Origin of the sequence: Wolbachia endosymbiont (group A) of Anomoia purmunda, from assembly GCF_947251545.1 — a bacterium.
Taxonomy (GTDB): Bacteria; Pseudomonadota; Alphaproteobacteria; order Rickettsiales; family Anaplasmataceae; genus Wolbachia.
Window position 1 is genome coordinate 1,408,085 of record NZ_OX366362.1, and the last position, 19,746, is coordinate 1,427,830.

Below are 19,746 nucleotides of genomic sequence, written 5' to 3' on the forward strand. Positions count from 1 at the left end.
TACCGAATACAATGATAAAAAACCTAGCCTTCCTATGTCTAATATTCGTTTTGATGAGTAGCTGCAGTGTTAGCAACAGGTTTAATTGCACTGCAGGTCATTATAAAATTGGCAGCAGCTACACAATAAATGGTATAACTTATTATCCAAAAAACTGTAAACACTATGAAGAGATAGGGATAGCGTCGTGGTATGGAATAGAAGATCATGGCACGCTTACAGCAAATGGTGAAGTGTTTAACCGTCACTTGATCTCTGCAGCGCATAGGACTTTGCCCCTACCCTGCTTTGTTCTTGTCACTAATTTAGAAAATGGAAGAAAGCTTGTTACAAGGGTTAACGATAGAGGGCCTTTTATTGAAGGCAGAATAATAGACTTATCAGAAAAAGCAGCTCAAGTCTTAGGATTTCATAAATCTGGGCTTGCAAAAGTAAAAGTCCAATACCTAAGAAAGATGTCAGAACAATTGATACAAAATACTCCTCATTACCGAAAGCAATATGAAAAAGAAATGCAGAAACGTCACCCGAAACAAGACAGTGCAGAAAGTAAGGGATATGTTGCATTTTTTAAAAATGCTCAGGCTGCTAAATCAGCTGCATCAAAGCTTCGCAATCAAGGAATAAAAAATGTTAGATTGCTTTTTAAGAACGATCAATATTGCGTGAAAGTGAGTGATAGGTAGTGGTGAGTGCAGAATTTGAAAGATTTGGTTAATGTAAGGAACGCTGGCTAACTATTGTAAGTTAAAAATGTGATATAAAAAAGATATCAACAATTTATAGCTATACCGCCGCGGCGCTAACAAGTAGCGGGATGACGGGCTTATCGTCACGCCACCGCGAACCGTCATACCGCGATTCATTCCATAGCTGTACGAACATTGAAATATGGCACATAGTAAACGATGTCATGAAAGTAGCTGACACTGGAATCCAGCCTTTATTATGCAGCCACTTGGTTGAAATTAAGTCTTCTGGATCCCAGTGTCTAGGCACTGGAATGACATCATTCTTTTTCCTGGATCCCAGTGTCTGGGCACTGGGATGACAAAGAGTTTGCAAATATTAGTTATTACCTGTAGGATATAGAGAAATTAGTAAGGATTTTAATAGGAATAATATGCCATCTGTTACTTTTATTTTACCTGATGGGAGTAAGAAAAGCTATGAAGCTGCAGAGGGAGAAACTCTGCTCAATTTAGCCCACAGAAGTGATCCAGATCTGCTTGAAGGTGCATGTGAAGGTTCTCTTGCTTGCTCTACATGCCACGTGATTATTGATCCAGAATTTTATGATGCTGTAGAAACGCATAATCCCATATCTGATGAGGAAAATGATATGTTAGACCTAGCTTTCGGCTTAACAGAGACGTCGAGGCTTGGATGCCAAATAAAAATCACAAAAGATATCAATGGCTTGTGTGTAACCATACCAAGGGGTACAAGAAACATATCATTAGATAAACAGGTGAATCATGCGTAAGATTTTTATCTATATTATCATCTCTTTACTCTTGTTTATTCCTGTAGCGTATAGTGGTTTTTGGTATTTTTCTGCATGTAAGGTAAAAAATCTTTTAGCTGAAACAATACTATACATTAACGACGAAAAATTTGATATTTCACATGATTTTAGTGGATTTCCTTCTAACCTAATTTTCCGTGTGACAAACCCAAAGTTTTCCAATGAGCAATTAACCATCTCATCTGATGCTTTATTGATAAAAAATAGATTGTTTGATAAATCAGTATATATCTACATACCAAGCAATGAAGTCAACATTGCTGTTCATGGTGATGAGAAAAAGAATATAAAATGCCACACAAACGATAGCAGCCACTTTGTTGTTAGACTAAACGATTTACCATCTTCATTGCGATTCAACAAAAATAGTACCGTGATAGACTATATAGATACACTTCGTTACGAAGATTATGGATTAAAATGTGATGTTTTAGAAAATCAGCAAAGTGTTATAACTGAAGTGAATGATAAAAGCAATTACATTCAATTTCACCTCGATAAAGAACCAAGTGGAAATACTAAACTAGGATTTGATTTTTATACTTATCGGTATAAAAATACTGCAAGTCCTGAAAGTTACCTTAGTATCGACACTAAACTTGATTACGAATTTGTAAACCACATCTCAGCTTCCAGAATTAATTTCAACATAGAGAAATTTTTAATTCAAAGTAATAATTTTTCTCTTGCTGCAGATGGTGGAGTGCAAAATTATAATTTGGTTACGTCTTCATTTAAAGACAAAATCAACGTGGCTATATCAAATTATAAAGAATTAATCTCGTTTATGATTGGTGACTCAAAAACTTCAGATGTGTTTGAAAAATTAATGTCTTCCTTATCAGAAAAAACAACTGATAACAGCGTTCAATTTTCAATAAAGTACGATGATGATGTAGGGTCAAGCTTTATTGGAAAGTTATCCACCACTGATTTTATGAACCAGCTCAGTAAAATAACCCAATTAACCAAGGATGAGAGCAGTAGTTAGTTTACTTTTCATATTGATATTCCACTCAGGCGTAAATGCTTTTACTCTGGATAATAAATTCAGAGATAAAAGCATGGAAAAACGAGCAACCAGTTTATTTGAAATAATAAGGTGTCCAATATGTTCTGGCGAATCATTGTCTGAATCTGGATCTCAGATCGCGTATGATATGCGAGAAGCAATTCGTAAAAAAATCAATGATGGATATACTGATGAAGAGATAATCTCAGAGCTAAAAAATTCTTATGGAGATTCAATTATAATCGTACCATCTAGCACTTACATTTTGTGGTTTATTCCACTTACAACTCTGCTTATTGGGTGTTTTCTAATACGAAAATACATCAATACAACCACTTAAACCTTTTATATATAGCTAAAGTGACTTAGGTTGACGATTTGATAAACCGTCATCCCGCTGCTTGTTAGCGGGATCTATGCTAAGATACTGCGAATGAATCCACGGCTGTACGAACATTGCAATTTGCAGCCCCCTCTCGCTGTTCTAGTGCTTCCTTCTTCTGTCATCCCAGTGCCAAGATCCACAACTGTACGAACATTGTGATTTGAGAACAATCTCTGTCAGGAAGGGTGTCATTCCAGTGCGTGACACTGGAATCCAGCCTTTCCATAATCATCAAAACGTTGTATTTTAACATAAAACAGCTATTTTTATGCTCGCCAACTTAATAAAATTCCTGGATCCCAGTGTCTAGGCACTGGGATGACACCATTTGCTGTGCAATTTACCTTCAAAAATGAATGTTCGTACAGCTATGGAATGAATCGCGGTATGACGTAGGGATTGCATTAGCTATAATTCTTTGGTTTTCACTTTTCTTTTAACCTTGCAATGATATTTTCTTTGCCGATAAAAATTAATAATTTAGCGAGCTCTGGTCCTGTTTCTGTTCCTGTTAAAGCTGAACGCAACTGCGTAAATAGGTCTTTTGCCTTTATATCCACTGTTTGTCGAATAGTTTTTACCCATTCTGACAACGTGTTTTCATTACAATCACCTTGGGGCAATGCATTGAACGCAATTTTTATAAGCTCCTTATCAAGAATCACAGGCTCTATATCGGATTTGCATATTTTCCACCACTTGGCCACCTCAGAAAACCTTTCTATATTGTTCCTTATAAAATACCAAAACTCTGAGGAGTCCACTCCAATTTGATTTAAACGGTCTTGCACCATTTCAAATGGCATTTGTTGCAGCACTTTGCTATTTAGCTTATATACTTCACTCAAGCTGAATTGTGCAGATGCTGAGCTAAATTTTTTAATGTCAAATGAGTCAATTAAAGACTGTATGTCAACATAAGCTTCTATCGGATCAGATGTTCCAAGTTTTGCTAAATAGCTAATTAGCGCAATTGGTTCAATTTCATCTTCTTTTATAGATTTGATATCCAGCCCGCCTTTCCGTTTCGATATCTTGCTATCATCAAAATGTAGCAGAGAAAGGTGAGCAAACATAGGAATTTTCGCTTTTAATGCTTTAATCATTTGGATTTGCACTGCTGTATTAGTTACATGATCTTCCCCGCGTACAATATGGGTTACATTAAAGTCAACATCATCGATAGCAGAAGGTAACATGTATGTGTACATTCCATCTTCTCTTTTTACCACAGGGTCGCTGATGCTATTGGTTGCAATATTTATTTCGCCTTTAACTTCATCATTCCATTTAACAACCTCATTTCTATCCAACTTAAATCTAAAATGTGGTCTTCTTCCTTCTTGCTCATAACGAATTTTCTCTTGCTCAGTTAGAAGTAACGCGCTTCTGTTATATACCGGGGGAAGTCCTTGTTTTAACTGCAATTTTCGTTTAATTTCTAACTCTTCTCTTGTTTCATAGCATGCATAAATATGCCCTTCTTTTATTAACTGCAAGAACACCTCGTTATAGCGCTCAAAGCGCTCTGATTGCTTAAAACTTGCATCCCAATCGATACCAATCCATTTTAGGTCTTCTATGATATTATTTATATATTTGACATCTGAACGCTGAAGGTCAGTATCATCAAAACGGAGTAAAAATTTTCCATTTTGATTGCGTGTGTACATCCAACAAACCAGAGCAGTTCGTACATTTCCTACATGGAGATAGCCAGTTGGGCTTGGAGCGAATCTTGTTAGCATTTAAACAGCAATATTGTTTACTCTAATTTATTTTAATTTTATATAAATATACTGCTAAAGCAAGCGAGATCTGTTTCCTACTCTTCTTTCTTGGCTGATCCATAATTAGCATTAAAGAACTACGGTTTATTGGCATGGAAAAGGCTACTTGAGTATACCAAGCAAGAATCTAGCAGCAACATTAACTGAAAATGTCTGTAATACCACTGTAGTAAGGCTATATGCTTTTGTTTGAAAGCAAAGAACAGCTAAAACGTAACCGAAAAATGTAATGTTTTTTCACCAAAATCAAACATTTTAAGCGTATTTTCTCTGGATTTAGCTGAGGTTTTTATGGGTTTTCTAAATTTTGTTGGGGCTCTTATATGGCCCATACGCGTCAAGTTAAGAAGCAAGGGTAAGAAAATTCAATGAACTTAAGGTGGATACTCTAGTTTTTCTATATCTATCTTTCACAGAAAATTGTGACCAGTCTGTGGTAAGTTTTTTCAGGAAAATTCTCAAATTATTAATTTTACTGCTTAACGCTAAAAACAACTCCCTAATCCTTCTTTTTAATTCAATGAATGCCTTTGTTAAACTCAGCTCTGTATTCTCTTTCAGTTTTATACAACCAACTATTCCATGAAATATAAGAATTGCGCACAATTTAGCGTATAGTTCACATAATACTCTGTATGGTTTTCCTTTAAGTTCGTCAAGCCTGATGTGACTCTTATACAATTTAAATAATAATTCAATCTGCCATCTTACCCTGTAAACTGTTAATACTTGTTCAGCGCTGATTTTACTCTCTGGAACGTTAGTTATGAATATCGACCAATCCAGCAATTTTTGATTCTTTTGAGAAGATGTATATCCATGTGATTTTGCTAACTTATTAGCCCTTCTTCTTCTAATTATAGACTGTTCTTCAGTTAATTTTTGACATATAATTCTCACTTTAATTTTTACTTCTTTTCCTAATAGCACTTCCATCTCTAGAAGGGATTGACCTTCTAAACATTCCAACAACTCTATTTTTTGATTTGTTTCTATATCATATATATTGGTATCAGACTTATAACGACTAACAAAATATGCACCTGCTTCATCAATCTGTTTAAAAGAACTAGGCACAAAGTAGCACAAATCAAATATTAGCAAATCATTGGCTGATAAACCGTTCAGATAATCCCTATAACCTTGATCCGACCTTATTCCTTCTATTAAATTTAACTTATCTAGCGCTTGGTTCAGGTAATCAAAGACTAACTGCAGCTTTATTCCTGATTTGGTATTACTCTCACAATCTCTATAGCTACTCCCATATCCTTTGTACATATCTTCCATGCTACTGGGCAGGCTAATATAGCTACTATCCAATAGCTTAATGCTTCTAAATTGCTTCAAAATTCTGCAATCAACCTGTAAGCTGTTTTTAAATAAAACTAAAGATTCATTATACATTCTTTTCATAAATTCCACTGCTTCTTCAGTAAATCTAAAATCCAAACCCTGTTTTGTAATTTCTATCGAGTCTCCATTTAGCAATTGGCACATTGTTTCTATGCTACAATCACCAACTCCTATGTTACCAAAAACCATAGCTTTTATGAATGATGAGCCATTAAGTTTTCTCTTTCTTTTTATAAAACCTACTGCAATTGATATTTCGTCTGCTTTTTCATTAAAGAATTCATTGAGGTCTTTTGATAAGCAAGCTATTCTGTCCATTGTAAGTTCTCTCATTCACATATCCAAGAGAACTTATACCTTATTCTTTTCCTTCACTCTATCAATTTTACTTACACTTTTCCTTAACTTGACGCGTATGGTTACATATGTCTGGAGGAAGAAAATGAAGGAAATCTGGTAGACAAAGATTATAAAAGTGATTCTAACTTAGATTATGTAAAAATTAACCATACATTTGTATATTACGGTAATGAGTTGGCTAAGTTATCATATACAAGACAACCTGATCGGACTCTCAAAAATCAGTGTAACAGTTCTATTGAATCAAAAAAATTGGAATACAAATATGTAACATGGGAAGATTCAGATACTGGCAACAATAAATATTATTTTTCAGACGAGGCAGGAAATATAATCGATTCACCTGACAATGAGGTATTACAAGACATTATGTTATACTACGGTGAGAGACATATAAGAGATGTGCTACTGTTGCTATCAAGCGCGTTTGCCAAAGTTTTTGTCGAGGGCCTAACAGACGACCAACTAAAAACCCTTGCCAATACTCTTAGTAACGAGCAACTGCAAAAAATAACTCCTGAACTGAATTCAAATCAACTGCAGGTCCTTTTACAGAATTTAACAGATAATCAACTACAAAGAATAATTCCTGAGCTGAGTTCAAGCCAACTGCAAGTTCTAGTCCAACACTTAATAGATGAGCAACTCCAAGCTTTAGTGGATCACCTAACTGACCACCAATTACAAACTCTCGCTCAGGAACTAAATCCAGAAAAGTTACAAATAATTGTTCCTATTTTAAATGATACTCAGCTTGAAGCTCTAGTGAGAGACTTAAATCCAGAGCAAGTAAAAGAAATTTTACCTCACTTAAAAGTGGATCAGTTCAAAGCACTTATTAAAACTTTAAATGACGAGCAATTTACAGTGCTTGCAAAAGACTTGGCTGAGCACCACTTGACAATACTTTCTAAAGAATTAGAAGGTGACCAGTTGAAAGCTTTAGTAAATAGTCTGCAAGAAGACCAACTGAAAGACTTAGTTAATAAGCTTGATCATGAGAAACTCGAAGCAATTGCTCAGGATTTAACTGATTCTAATAAGATTCAGATTATCATTAAGTCTTTAGTTGATAATTCAGAAAAACTTCAAGCTTTTGCTCGCAATATGTCTAATGAGCAGTTTAAAGAACTTTTGGATAACGTAGGAGCAGAAGAGCTTAAAGACATCATTCACAAACTGCCTTATGAGAAAGTGACAGCTGTGATTGGTGATCTCAGCAATCAAGATCAGTCTAAAGCTATTATTGATGCATTAAAAGAGAAGTTTGATGAACAAAACAAGAAACAAGAGGAAATGAAAGAAAAACTTGAAGAACTTAAGGAATTGCTGGAAGGTGATGATATAGTTAACCCCAATCAATTTAGCTATCAACATTCTTCTGTAGTAAATGAAGAGTATTACCTTAACAGTAATGATGCTTATACTGTTCAGGATTACTCCATATCTGTTTAGCAGATTACAGAAGATAATGAATAACATTATTTTTAATATTATTATTTAAGGAGTTAATAGATATGAGTAATTTAACAGAAGATAAAAAATTTAATGTGGAGTTAATTGAGACACCATTAAAAGAGATATCAGGAACTAAAGGGATGGTACAAACTTCGACATTTGTAGGATCAGTCAATTCCATAATAAAACATATCAATAATGTAGTAAGCCAAACCACACAGCACTTATCTACAATAAAGAAGGAAATTGGTGATAAAGATTCAGTTTTAATTGAGAAAATCGATAAATTGAGAGATGAAGTAGATTCATTCACGGATTCTGACATAACAAATCCCAACACCTTTTTTTCTCCAGAGTTAAATCCACTAGGATAGAAAATAGCTAATAATTAGCAAAAATAAGAAAAAGTAATAGCCCAGTGGGCTATTACTTTTTTCACATACCACTTCAATGTAGCTGAATTGATTTTGAAATTATAATTTTTTATAGGAGTTAATATGAGTAATTACAGTATAAAAGAAAGCGGAGAAGACTTTGAACCAGTAAGCAGAATAGTCGAAGACGAATATAGAATAATAAACGACATAGAGGTCAAAATTAAGCCTAAATCTTTTGAGAGCGATAAAGAAAAGAATGCACATGTCAAGTATGTCCACACAATTCTAGATAAACTAATCGCAGATTTAAACGACACATTTGTTCCTAAATTGAATAATGAGCTGAAGGATTGTCAAGATGAAATGGATCTATTGTATAAAAATTTAGATAGGCTTGAGATGATAGCTATGGAGACTGAGAAGGATTATGAAACTTTGATGGAAAACCTTAACAACCTAAAAGAAGAGGTTGAAAATTTAAAAACAGGAACAACTGGTGGTGATAACATAGATGAATGGACAGCACCAACCCATCCTGATGTATTGTGATAGTTAAGAAAGCAACAGCTTGCTAGCAGGCTGTTACTCTCTCTACATACTATTTCAATATAGCCAGATTAAGGAATCTATTTTAAAACTTTCGGCATATAGTTCTCATCATGTTTTGCAAACGCCTTATCTGCAAGAAAAGTACTGTTATCAGACATTTTACCTTGCACAACAATACCACTTTTTTCTGAAAACATTGGTGGAAGTATTCCCTGATATTTCACCATAATGCTCTTATTAAAATCTGTCATTTGAAAAATCACTTCACTTTCGCTCCGTATCACACTATCTTCAACAACTATACCACCAACACGGATTGGCTTTTGATTATTTGGCAAGACTATGGCTTCACTTACTGTATAGAAAAATGAGATATTTTCTTTGAGTGTTGTTAAAATAAAAAAGACTATGCAGCTTAAAAAGCAGAAAATTCCTGAAGTTATAAGTAATCGCTTATGTTTCTTCTTCATTATTACTTTTAAGGCTTTCTAGAATTTTTTTACTTTTAGTATAGCAAGAAATGGTAAAAATCAGTTCTCCGGTAATCAAGATAAAACTAATAAGGTAAGCAAAAATCACATACGTATTCATAATGCATTATCAATAAATAACTCACCCGCATCAAAATAAATTAAGCTTCCATCCTTTTGCTGCAGCACCAATTTACCACTTTTATCTATATCAGCAAAAATTCCTTCATGCAATTTGTCAGCTAACTTTACACTGATTTGTTCATTCAGCTTAAATGCTCTTGTGAGCCACATTTTTCTTATAGCATAAAACCCATCAAATAGCCATTGCTTTCTTATCTTATTAAAATTTATTATTAATTCCTTTGATAGATCTATGTTAGACACAGACTCACCGTAATTGCTAATGCATGTTGTTCCTGGAAGTGGTGCATGATTGACATTAATTCCAATTCCTATAATGAGCCAATTCGAATTGGATCTTTTTTCAAGCAATATTCCACTTATTTTCTTGCCATCAATAAGGACATCATTTGGCCACTTATACTGGAGATTTAGACCATTTATAAATGACAGTATAGTATTTCCAACAGCAAGAGCAGTAACAAAAGTCAATTCTGTTAATTTGCCAACTTGATTCATTAAACCTCTTTCTGTCATCCCAGTATTTTCCCCACTGCTTGACGCATAACTATGCGAACATTGCAATTTGCAGGTGGTATGTGGTGTCATTCCAGTGCGTGACACTGGAATCCAGTTCTTATTACACAGTTGCCTGATGTGCCCATTTGTAATTAAGTTTTCTGGATCCCAGTGTCTGGGCACTGGGATGACATCATCCTTGGTGGGAATACCACAACGTTTGTACAGTTGTGTGCTTGACCATTCTTCTTGATTTCTAGATTCCAGCGTCACGCGCTGGAATGACACCGAAAGCTGGCTTTCATTCAGATAATCGTTAAAGAGGTTTATCACCAAACTCGCACAGAAATTACCCTCTGGAGAAATCCAGTTTTTTCCAGTGCGCCCTCTACCCTCTGTTTGTTTATCAGCAACAATAACGGTTTCATTTGATATTCCTTTATCAATTAAATCCAACGCTTCTTTATTAGTGCTTGAAACTTTTTTGTAATGATGAATATGAAAACCCTCAGGGATCACCTTGTCAGCCCTTTAGTTCAATGAGTGAGTAAAACGTACAAGAAAAGAACGAGGTTGATCAGTGAAGCCACTGAAGTGATAATGAATAGACCCTTAGAATAAGCAACCTTATTACCACTAGCTTTATCAAAATACATAGTTTTTATGATATTTAGATAATAGTAACACGATATAACACTTGCTATTACAAGAATCAAGGACAGGCTGATAAAGCCAGAATTTATTAAACTTTTGAATATAAAAAATTTAGCGATAAAACCCGCAAGTGGAGGTATTCCCGACATCGAGAGTAACAGTACAGAAAGATGAAATGCTACAATTGGGCGTTTCTTCCCTATACCAGACAAGTTTGCAATATCACAATCGTCATCGTCAATTTGTACGAGATATGAGAATAGCCCTATGCTTGTGATGATATATATCACCAGATACATTAAGGCACTATCTGTTCCTGCTTGTGTAAAAATAGAAAGTGAAGCAAATATAAAACCAATGTGACCAATTGAACTGTAAGCAAGCAGCCTTTTTAAGTTTTGCTGACGCAAGGCCCCAAAAGCTGAGATAAGCACAGACAATGCTGAAACGTATAAGAAAATAGGCTGAACATAACTTTTTACATTTACTAACTCTTCATTCATCAATCGAATTAAAAATGTTACAAGTGCAGCTTTTGGAGCTGTAGAAAAAAACGCAGTTACTATGGTAGGTGCACCTTGATAGACATCTGGAGCCCACATATGAAAAGGAGCAATAGCAAGCTTGAAACACAAACCAGTTAGGACAAAGACTAACCCAAAAACTATTCCATAAGTTATCTGATGGTTTTGCAAGAATGAACTGAGCTCAGAAAAATTGGTCTGCCCTGTATATCCATAAAGCAATGACATACCATACAGCATAATGCAGGAAGATAACGCACTGAGTGTAAAATATTTCACTCCTGCTTCACATGAATAAATCGAATCTTTATTAAAGCTCGCAAGAACATATAAAGATATACTCATCAACTCAAAAGCTAAGTAAAAAGAAATCAGACTATTTGCTAAAACTAAAGTTATCATGCCAAATAGCGCAAAAAGAATCAGTATTGAAAATTCATATTTATAGTCATATTTTGATAAATTCAGCATCAAAAGTATTAAAATTCCTGTGCTGAGAATTAACCCTTGGGCTGACCTGATATATAAATTGAGTTTTAACAACGAATTAAAGAGAAAAATTTCATTGTTTTCTGCCGAAAGAATTAAAATAATCAAAGTTACCACTGTGCAGCCAAGTGCTAATAAGTTGATAGTTCGGCGGTTAAATATGATCCCAAGCAGCAGCAACACTAACGAAGAGATAATAGAGAACGTTTCCGGCAATATCTGTATATAATTCATAGCGCATTATATTTGACTAACAAGTTTGCCATACATGGCTTCAAATAATTCAGTGCAAGGGTTGGGTAGAATCCAAGCAAAATAACAAACACTGCAAGCAGAATTAAGACAGAAAATTCTATGCTATCCAAGCGGTTATTTAATAATTTAGAATAGCTAACCCCCCATATTATTTGCTTACATAAATTCAGCATATAAACTGCGCTTAAAATAGTGCCAAGTGCGATAAATCCTGTAAAAAACCCTATGCTCTTAAATATCCCAACCATAGCCAAAAACTCACCTATGAACCCAGATGTTCCAGGTAGCCCTATTGAAGCCATTGAAAATAAAATGAACATAAAACCAAATTTTGGCATTGTGTTTACTATGCCAAAATACTTTGCAATCTCCAAAGTTCCAGTTCGAGTATATAGCATTCCAACACATAAAAATAAAGCAGCAGAAATAAGGCCATGACTAATCATTTGAAATATGCTACCCAGTACTCCTTCCTCACAAAATGAAAAGAGGCCAGCAGTAACGATCCCCATATGTGCTATTGAAGAATAAGCTATTAACTTCTTTATATCATCTTGAGCAAACGCAACTAGAGAAGCATATATCACCGCAATAATGCTCAGCACAACAACGAAATTTGAAAAATACAAACTTGCCTGAGGAAGCATTGGAATAGAAAACCTTAAAAATCCATATCCCCCCATTTTAATAAGCAAGCCAGCTAAAATCACAGATCCAGAAGTTGGTGATTGCACATGCGCATCAGGAAGCCAAGTGTGAAATGGAAACATCGGTACTTTTATTGCAAAAGAAATAAAAAATGCAATCCACAGCAATGACTGCACTTCAAGATCAAGGCTTGGCACTAATGTAGCTAATTTTTGTATATTAAACGTTCCAAAAATGCTATAGATGTACACCAATCCAAGTAGGAATAATAATGAGCCAGTTAATGTATAAAGAAACAACTTAAACGTTGCATATACCCTGTGTTTTCCTCCCCAGATGCCAATAATAAAGAACATTGGTATTAAAACAGCTTCAAAAAACACATAAAAGCTTATAGCATTCAGTGAAACGAAAAAACCGACTACAAAACTCTCAAGCAGTAGAAACAATGCCATATATGGACTGAGGGTCGTATAGCTCATTTTGCAGTTGTAGAGTATACAAATTACAAACAAGAAAGTTGTAAGCAGAAGGAAAAGCAACGATATACCATCTATCCCTATTCCTACATTCTTGATTGGATAGCTGACAAACTGAAAGTCCGCATTGTTATAATCAAATTCTATACAAGCTACAATGCTAAGCAAAAATGGAAGTACAGCAAAAAATAGGGCAAGGAATCTTAAGTGTATAGATTGATGATTAATCCTGATTAAGGGTAAAATCAACGCTCCTATCAGTGGAAGCAAGAATATACTAAGTAACAACACCTTCTATTTAATTCCAATAATATATAAAGCACCGATTATTAAAGTAACAAACATAATAAATGCATAATCAAATATATAACCAGTTTGCAACTTTACAGAACTTTTTGAACATTCATTAACCAACCTTACAACACCATTTGGTCCAAATGAATCAATAGCCTTAACATCAAATTTCCATAGAAGCCTAGATATAAACCTTATCGGTGCAATGATAACAAACTCATATACCTCATCAAAGTACCATTTATTCTGCAAAAACTTAAGTAAAAATTTACTCTTAATTTGCCTAATTACTTGATATTGGTAAATTAGGTACGCAAGTGCTATTCCACTTAGGCTCGCTAAGGTTGGCAGTAGTTTTATAAAGAAATTATGAATTCCATGCTCATCAATCATCACTAAACTTGATTTCCAAAACGCATTACTAGTTATGTTCAAAATATTTGCTCCCCACACTCCAGAAAATACCGAACCAAAAGCAAGTATCAGTAATGGTATAAGCATAATCTTTGGTGCCTCATGTATATTAATTTTACTTTGTTTTTGGCTGTGGAACACAAGAAGGAATAACCTCCAAGAGTAAAACGCTGTGAAGAATGCAACAACTAAGCTTATTATAAAAGCAAAGCTATCCGTGCTATAAGCATGTTCAATTATCAAATCCTTTGAGTAAAAACCTGCAAATGGAAATATTCCAGAAAGTGCAAGAGATCCAATCCACATGAGAGTGTAAGTGCAAGGGATTTTCTTCCAGCAATTTCCCATTTTCTGAATGTTTTGCTCATGATGCATTGCATGAATCACGTTGCCAGCACCAAGAAATAGTAGAGCTTTAAAAAAAGCGTGTGTCATTAAATGAAAAATAGCAATATTGTAAGCAGAAAGCCCACATGCCATGAACATATAACCAAGTTGACTGCAGGTTGAATAAGCAATTATTTTCTTTATATCGTTCTGAGTAATTGCAACGGTGGCTGCAAAAAAAGCAGTGAGTGCTCCAACGATAACTATTAATTCTCGTGCCACATTTGATAACTCAAACAATGGAGAACACTTTGCTACTAAAAATATACCTGCTGTTACCATCGTTGCTGCGTGAATAAGTGCAGAAACAGGAGTTGGCCCTTCCATTGCATCTGGCAACCAAACATGTAAACCAAGCTGTGCAGATTTACCCATACAGCCAATAAAAAGTAATATGCATATTATATGAGTTACTTTGAATTCACAGCAGAATGCCCTAATGTTCTGCGTGCCAAGAAGATCAGTTGTGTCAAAAACTTCAGTAAAATTCAAAGAGTGAAATGTATAATAAATAAGAAAGATTCCAATCAATAGTGAAAAGTCTCCTACCCTATTCACAACAAATGCTTTAATTGCTGCATTATTTGCAGAATATTTTTGGAACCAAAATCCTATGAGTAAATAAGAACATAGGCCAACCCCTTCCCAGCCAAAAAAAAGCTGCACGAAATTATCGCTTACAACCAGCACAATCATACAAAACGTAAATAGCGATAGGTAAGAAAAAAACCTCGACTTCCCCTTATCATGCTCCATATAACCGATAGAGTAGAGATGTACTACCAGTGAAACGGTGGTAATAACAATCAGCATTAAGGATGAGAGAGCATCCACACTAATTGCCCAATTTACTTTTAATACACTTAATGAAAATAGAGGAAATAAAACTAAATGATAGTTTTCAGAGAAGGTGAGAAAAACATACCAAGATAAAACTGCAGATATTCCAATCCCTGCCGTTGTAATTAACTGACCAAAAACATCCTTTCTAAAAAGTGCTGCAAATAGCGAACCAAAAAGTGGCAAAAATACTATTAATTTCAGTATATCCATCATACTTTCATTCTTTCATTAAATTTGCTTGTTCAACATCTATATTGCCACGGCTTCTATAATATACAACCAATATTGCAAGCCCAACTCCTGACTCTGCTGCCGCAACAGTCAACACAAACATCACAAAAATTTGCCCAACTATATCATTCATAAAGGCAGAAAAAGCAACTAAGTTGATATTAATTGCCAGCAATAATATTTCTATTGATAACAATATATTGATTATGCTCTTACGGTTGATGAAAATACCCCACACTCCAATAGTGAACAAAATAGCAGCAACTATCAAAAAGTGATTTAATCCTATTTCCATTCTACTCCTTTTCCAAATTTAGCCTTAATCAATCTTACAGATGAAGATTGTGTCAATTGCTTTAATACATTCTGTTTTTTAACTCCTTTTTTCTTGTCCTGCAAAGTAAGAGCAACTGCACCAACAATTGCAACAAGCAGCAGAATACCAGAAAGATGAAAAGCGTACATGTAGTCGGTATACAGCAAATTACCAATAGCTTTCACATTATTGGTATTATAGTTTATAACATTGCTTATATTCGGTGCTGAGCTGCGGATTACAAAGCTGATGACTAGAAAAAACACAACACACAACATAGCACCAAGAGTGCAATGCTTTGCAAAACCCTGGCGCAACCTTATGTAGTCAATATCGAGCATCATAACTACAAAGAGGAACAACACCGCAACCGCACCGATGTATACTATCAGCACCATCATAGCAATGAATTCAGCTCCAAGGAGAATAAAAAGCACTGCAGAGTTAACGAAGGTGAAAATTAAAAATAATACTGCATGCACAGGATTTCTTACACTAATTACGCATACAGCAGATAAAATGCTAAGAATTGCAAAAAAATAAAAGAAAAAAGGCATCGATACTTTAACTGCAACAATAGTTACTAATTTAAAGTAACTATCGTGGTAAAGTCAATATTATATTAAACAACTGTTCTATTCAATAAAACCTTTACAATATTTCGATCATAGGTTTAACTTTACGAAGTTATAATCTATAGGGCTACAATGAACGATTATCTCTCACTGCTAAATCCAGAACAACAATCAGCTGTAACTAACATAGATGGACCAGTTTTGATACTGGCAGGAGCCGGAACCGGAAAAACAAGAACGATTACTTCAAGAATAGCACACATAATTAGAAATGGTCACGCTTATTCTGATGAAATATTAGCTGTTACATTCACAAACAAAGCAGCAAATGAGATGGTATCAAGGGTACTTGAGCTAACGAGCACAAACATACCATGGCTTGGCACTTTCCATGCAATTGCAGCAAAAATTTTGCGCCTGCATGCAGAAATTGTGGGCTTAAACCCCAATTTTACAATCATTGGTGTGGATGACCAATTACAGGTAATAAAAAACGTCATGAATGAAATAAGCCCTGATTACCTATCAGAAAAATGCAAGACCATTATGAATATTATTCAGCAATGGAAAGAGAAGTGTTTGTTGCCATCTGAAGTGGAAGATATTCAATCATTTAGGCCAGTATATGTAACTGCACTCAAAGTCTATCACCAGTATCAGGAAAGGTTGAAATTTCTTAATTCTGTCGATTTTGGTGACTTATTGCTATATAACATACAACTCTTCAATCAAAAGACCGAAGTTCTGTCCTACTACCAAAACAAGTTTAAATATGTCATGGTAGATGAATATCAAGATACAAATGCAATACAATATCTTTGGCTAAAATACCTTGCAAAAGAGCACTCAAATATTTGCTGTGTAGGAGATGATGACCAGTCGATATATAGTTGGCGTGGTGCAGAAGTTGAAAATATTTTGAAGTTCTCCGATGATTTTAAAAATGCAAAAACCTTCAAGCTAGAGTGTAACTACAGGTCAACATCCCACATACTTGCAACTGCGTCATATGTTATCAATCACAATAAGACTCGCTTAGAAAAAAAATTGTGGACAACAAACATTGAAGGGGAAAAGGTAAATCTAATAAAATTATGGGACGGAAAAGCTGAAGCAAGGTTCATAAGCGAACAGATATTAAAGCTCAATAAATACAGATTTAGTGACATTGCAGTGCTGGTAAGGGCCACTTTTCAAACTAGAGTTCTCGAAGAGTATTTTATAAAATATTCAATTCCCTACAAGATTATAAGTGGCGTAAAATTCTACGAACGTCAGGAAGTCAGGGATATAATTGCATATTTAAGACTTGTTACAAACAATAACGATGACTTAGCTTTCGAAAGGATAGTAAATCGGCCAAAAAGAAGCATAGGAGCTACAACTCTAAAGAAAATATACACGACTGCTCAGGATAATAAAATTTCTTTTTTTGAGGCAGCAAAAATACTAGTTAATAGTAATCAAGTAACTGAAAGAATTAAACTCTCACTCAACGATTTTTTAAATAAAATTAAAGCTTGGGAAGAAATAGTAAGCGTAAAACCACTGCATGAATTCGTTAAAATCGTAGCAAACCAATCAGGGTATATTGAAATGCTTGAAAATGATGAGGTAACAGGCTTAGCACGAATAGAAAATGTCAAAGAGCTCATCTCATCTTTAAAAAATTTCGATAATGCCACAACTTTCTTGGAGCATATAAGTCTGGTGATGGAAGTGGATAATATGAATAACGATGATACTGTATATGTTATGACTCTTCATGCAGCCAAAGGACTTGAATTCCCGTGCGTGTTTCTACCTGGTTGGGAAGAGGGATTATTTCCTCATCAGAGATCTTTTGATGACAAAAGTGGTAAAGCTTTAGAAGAAGAAAGGAGACTCGCATATGTTGGCATAACCAGGGCAAAGGAAAGGTTAATCATTTCATGTGCAGATAGGAGGGAAATTAACAACCAGTGGCAACCGATGCGCACTTCTCGGTTCATTAAAGAATTGCCAAGAGAAAATGTTGAGGTAATCAAGAGTAACGCCTACTGTTGAAGCTATAACTGCAGCCCTTACTACATGAGGAAGATATAGCGATAGTCAAACTCGCTATCCAACGTGACACCCGAAATGCAAAATTCATTAGGCATGAAGACGTCAACTGGGAATAAGTTTTCTAATTGCACATAAGTCAACAATAATTTTCACACAAATCAAAACAGCATATCTTCTCCATAATCCTTGGTAATTTTACATAAGTTAAAAGTAGCATATGGTTCTCTCTGCCATACGCGTCAAGTTAAGGAAAAGTGTAAGTAAAATTGATAGAGTGAAGGAAAAGAATAAGGTATAAGTTCTCTTGGATATGTGAATGAGAGAACTTACAATGGACAGAATAGCTTGCTTATCAAAAGACCTCAATGAATTCTTTAATGAAAAAGCAGACGAAATATCAATTGCAGTAGGTTTTATAAAAAGAAAGAGAAAACTTAATGGCTCATCATTCATAAAAGCTATGGTTTTTGGTAACATAGGAGTTGGTGATTGTAGCATAGAAACAATGTGCCAATTGCTAAATGGAGACTCGATAGAAATTACAAAACAGGGTTTGGATTTTAGATTTACTGAAGAAGCAGTGGAATTTATGAAAAGAATGTATAATGAATCTTTAGTTTTATTTAAAAACAGCTTACAGGTTGATTGCAGAATTTTGAAGCAATTTAGAAGCATTAAGCTATTGGATAGTAGCTATATTAGCCTGCCCAGTAGCATGGAAGATATGTACAAAGGATATGGGAGTAGCTATAGAGATTGTGAGAGTAATACCAAATCAGGAATAAAGCTGCAGTTAGTCTTTGATTACCTGAACCAAGCGCTAGATAAGTTAAATTTAATAGAAGGAATAAGGTCGGATCAAGGTTATAGGGATTATCTGAACGGTTTATCAGCCAATGATTTGCTAATATTTGATTTGTGCTACTTTGTGCCTAGTTCTTTTAAACAGATTGATGAAGCAGGTGCATATTTTGTTAGTCGTTATAAGTCTGATACCAATATATATGATATAGAAACAAATCAAAAAATAGAGTTGTTGGAATGTTTAGAAGGTCAATCCCTTCTAGAGATGGAAGTGCTATTAGGAAAAGAAGTAAAAATTAAAGTGAGAATTATATGTCAAAAATTAACTGAAGAACAGTCTATAATTAGAAGAAGGGCTAATAAGTTAGCAAAATCACATGGATATACATCTTCTCAAAAGAATCAAAAATTGCTGGATTGGTCGATATTCATAACTAACGTTCCAGAGAGTAAAATCAGCGCTGAACAAGTATTAACAGTTTACAGGGTAAGATGGCAGATTGAATTATTATTTAAATTGTATAAGAGTCACATCAGGCTTGACGAACTTAAAGGAAAACCATACAGAGTATTATGTGAACTATACGCTAAATTGTGCGCAATTCTTATATTTCATGGAATAGTTGGTTGTATAAAACTGAAAGAGAATACAGAGCTGAGTTTAACAAAGGCATTCATTGAATTAAAAAGAAGGATTAGGGAGTTGTTTTTAGCGTTAAGCAGTAAAATTAATAATTTGAGAATTTTCCTGAAAAAACTTACCACAGACTGGTCACAATTTTCTGTGAAAGATAGATATAGAAAAACTAGAGTATCCACCTTAAGTTCATTGAATTTTCTTACCCTTGCTTCTTAACTTG

The 19,746-nt window shown here is 34.6% G+C and carries 19 protein-coding genes and 1 pseudogene; 10 read left to right on the top strand and 10 right to left on the bottom strand.

Annotated features, from left to right (window positions below; translation table 11 throughout):
* Positions 1-11 precede the first annotated feature (11 nt).
* From OPR57_RS07260 to OPR57_RS07280, 5 genes are all read left to right on the top strand, one after another.
* A complete protein-coding gene (locus tag OPR57_RS07260; protein ID WP_320157492.1) occupies positions 12-686 on the top strand; it encodes a septal ring lytic transglycosylase RlpA family protein in 675 nt (224 codons plus the stop codon).
* A 131-nt stretch (positions 687-817) separates the two neighbouring features.
* Positions 818-1,051, top strand: coding sequence for a hypothetical protein (locus OPR57_RS08105; protein WP_410541047.1), 234 nt, complete (start codon positions 818-820; stop codon positions 1,049-1,051).
* A 72-nt stretch (positions 1,052-1,123) separates the two neighbouring features.
* On the top strand, positions 1,124-1,486 hold the full coding sequence (locus OPR57_RS07270; protein ID WP_265036463.1) for a ferredoxin family 2Fe-2S iron-sulfur cluster binding protein: 363 nt from the start codon (positions 1,124-1,126) through the stop codon (positions 1,484-1,486).
* Complete coding sequence (locus tag OPR57_RS07275; protein WP_265036464.1) at positions 1,479-2,519, top strand: hypothetical protein; 1,041 nt, start codon at positions 1,479-1,481, stop codon at positions 2,517-2,519. The genes OPR57_RS07270 and OPR57_RS07275 overlap by 8 nt, the downstream gene beginning before the upstream one ends.
* Positions 2,503-2,880, top strand: coding sequence for a cytochrome c-type biogenesis protein (locus OPR57_RS07280; RefSeq protein WP_265036465.1), 378 nt, complete (start codon positions 2,503-2,505; stop codon positions 2,878-2,880). The genes OPR57_RS07275 and OPR57_RS07280 overlap by 17 nt, the downstream gene beginning before the upstream one ends.
* Before the next feature lie 470 nt (positions 2,881-3,350).
* Here OPR57_RS07280 and gltX read toward each other — a convergent pair whose 3' ends face one another.
* Positions 3,351-4,673, bottom strand: a complete 1,323-nt coding sequence (gene gltX, locus OPR57_RS07285; RefSeq protein ID WP_265036466.1) for a glutamate--tRNA ligase — start codon at positions 4,671-4,673, stop codon at positions 3,351-3,353.
* Between the two features lie 384 nt (positions 4,674-5,057).
* Positions 5,058-6,389: an IS4 family transposase gene (locus OPR57_RS07290; RefSeq protein WP_406831669.1), complete on the bottom strand. Its 1,332-nt coding sequence runs from the start codon at positions 6,387-6,389 to the stop codon at positions 5,058-5,060.
* Positions 6,390-6,491: 102 nt separating this feature from the next.
* On the opposite strand from OPR57_RS07290, the pseudogene OPR57_RS07295 reads away from it, so the two are divergent.
* The 3 genes and pseudogenes from OPR57_RS07295 to OPR57_RS07305 form a co-directional block, all read left to right on the top strand.
* Positions 6,492-7,886: pseudogene (locus OPR57_RS07295) on the top strand (magnesium transporter MgtE N-terminal domain-containing protein); the annotation flags it as partial.
* 62 nt (positions 7,887-7,948) lie between these two features.
* Positions 7,949-8,263, top strand: coding sequence for a hypothetical protein (locus OPR57_RS07300; RefSeq protein ID WP_265036468.1), 315 nt, complete (start codon positions 7,949-7,951; stop codon positions 8,261-8,263).
* 123 nt (positions 8,264-8,386) lie between these two features.
* The gene (locus OPR57_RS07305) at positions 8,387-8,815 is read left to right on the top strand and encodes a hypothetical protein (protein WP_265036469.1); all 429 of its coding nucleotides are present in this window, start codon (positions 8,387-8,389) and stop codon (positions 8,813-8,815) included.
* Positions 8,816-8,892: 77 nt separating this feature from the next.
* On the opposite strand, the gene ccmE is transcribed toward OPR57_RS07305, so the two are convergent.
* From ccmE to OPR57_RS07340, 8 genes are read right to left on the bottom strand one after another with little or no spacing between them, the layout of a single operon-like run.
* On the bottom strand, positions 8,893-9,285 hold the full coding sequence (ccmE, locus tag OPR57_RS07310) for a cytochrome c maturation protein CcmE (RefSeq protein WP_265036470.1): 393 nt from the start codon (positions 9,283-9,285) through the stop codon (positions 8,893-8,895).
* Positions 9,269-9,406, bottom strand: a complete 138-nt coding sequence (locus OPR57_RS08230) for a CcmD-like small membrane protein (RefSeq protein ID WP_458694356.1) — start codon at positions 9,404-9,406, stop codon at positions 9,269-9,271. The genes ccmE and OPR57_RS08230 overlap by 17 nt, the downstream gene beginning before the upstream one ends.
* Entirely contained in the window at positions 9,403-10,446 is a 1,044-nt protein-coding gene (locus tag OPR57_RS07315; protein WP_265036471.1) for a biotin--[acetyl-CoA-carboxylase] ligase, read from the bottom strand. Before OPR57_RS07315 ends, OPR57_RS08230 begins: the two co-directional genes overlap by 4 nt.
* Before the next feature lie 17 nt (positions 10,447-10,463).
* The gene (locus OPR57_RS07320; RefSeq protein ID WP_265036472.1) at positions 10,464-11,828 is read right to left on the bottom strand and encodes an NADH-quinone oxidoreductase subunit N; all 1,365 of its coding nucleotides are present in this window, start codon (positions 11,826-11,828) and stop codon (positions 10,464-10,466) included.
* A complete protein-coding gene (locus tag OPR57_RS07325; protein WP_265036473.1) occupies positions 11,825-13,267 on the bottom strand; it encodes a complex I subunit 4 family protein in 1,443 nt (480 codons plus the stop codon). Before OPR57_RS07325 ends, OPR57_RS07320 begins: the two co-directional genes overlap by 4 nt.
* A 3-nt stretch (positions 13,268-13,270) precedes the next feature.
* Entirely contained in the window at positions 13,271-15,127 is a 1,857-nt protein-coding gene (gene nuoL, locus OPR57_RS07330; protein ID WP_265036474.1) for an NADH-quinone oxidoreductase subunit L, read from the bottom strand.
* Positions 15,128-15,131: 4 nt separating this feature from the next.
* Positions 15,132-15,440 carry an NADH-quinone oxidoreductase subunit NuoK gene (nuoK, locus tag OPR57_RS07335; RefSeq protein ID WP_265036475.1) on the bottom strand — a complete coding sequence of 103 codons (309 nt, stop codon included), beginning with the start codon at positions 15,438-15,440 and terminating at the stop codon, positions 15,132-15,134.
* On the bottom strand, positions 15,431-16,018 hold the full coding sequence (locus OPR57_RS07340; protein WP_265036476.1) for an NADH-quinone oxidoreductase subunit J: 588 nt from the start codon (positions 16,016-16,018) through the stop codon (positions 15,431-15,433). Before OPR57_RS07340 ends, nuoK begins: the two co-directional genes overlap by 10 nt.
* 150 nt (positions 16,019-16,168) lie before the next feature.
* On the opposite strand from OPR57_RS07340, the gene OPR57_RS07345 reads away from it, so the two are divergent.
* Together OPR57_RS07345 and OPR57_RS07350 are read left to right on the top strand one after the other, a co-directional pair.
* On the top strand, positions 16,169-18,082 hold the full coding sequence (locus OPR57_RS07345) for an ATP-dependent helicase (protein ID WP_265036477.1): 1,914 nt from the start codon (positions 16,169-16,171) through the stop codon (positions 18,080-18,082).
* 331 nt (positions 18,083-18,413) lie between these two features.
* Entirely contained in the window at positions 18,414-19,742 is a 1,329-nt protein-coding gene (locus OPR57_RS07350; protein WP_406831693.1) for an IS4 family transposase, read from the top strand.
* The last annotated feature ends 4 nt before the right edge of the window (positions 19,743-19,746 follow it).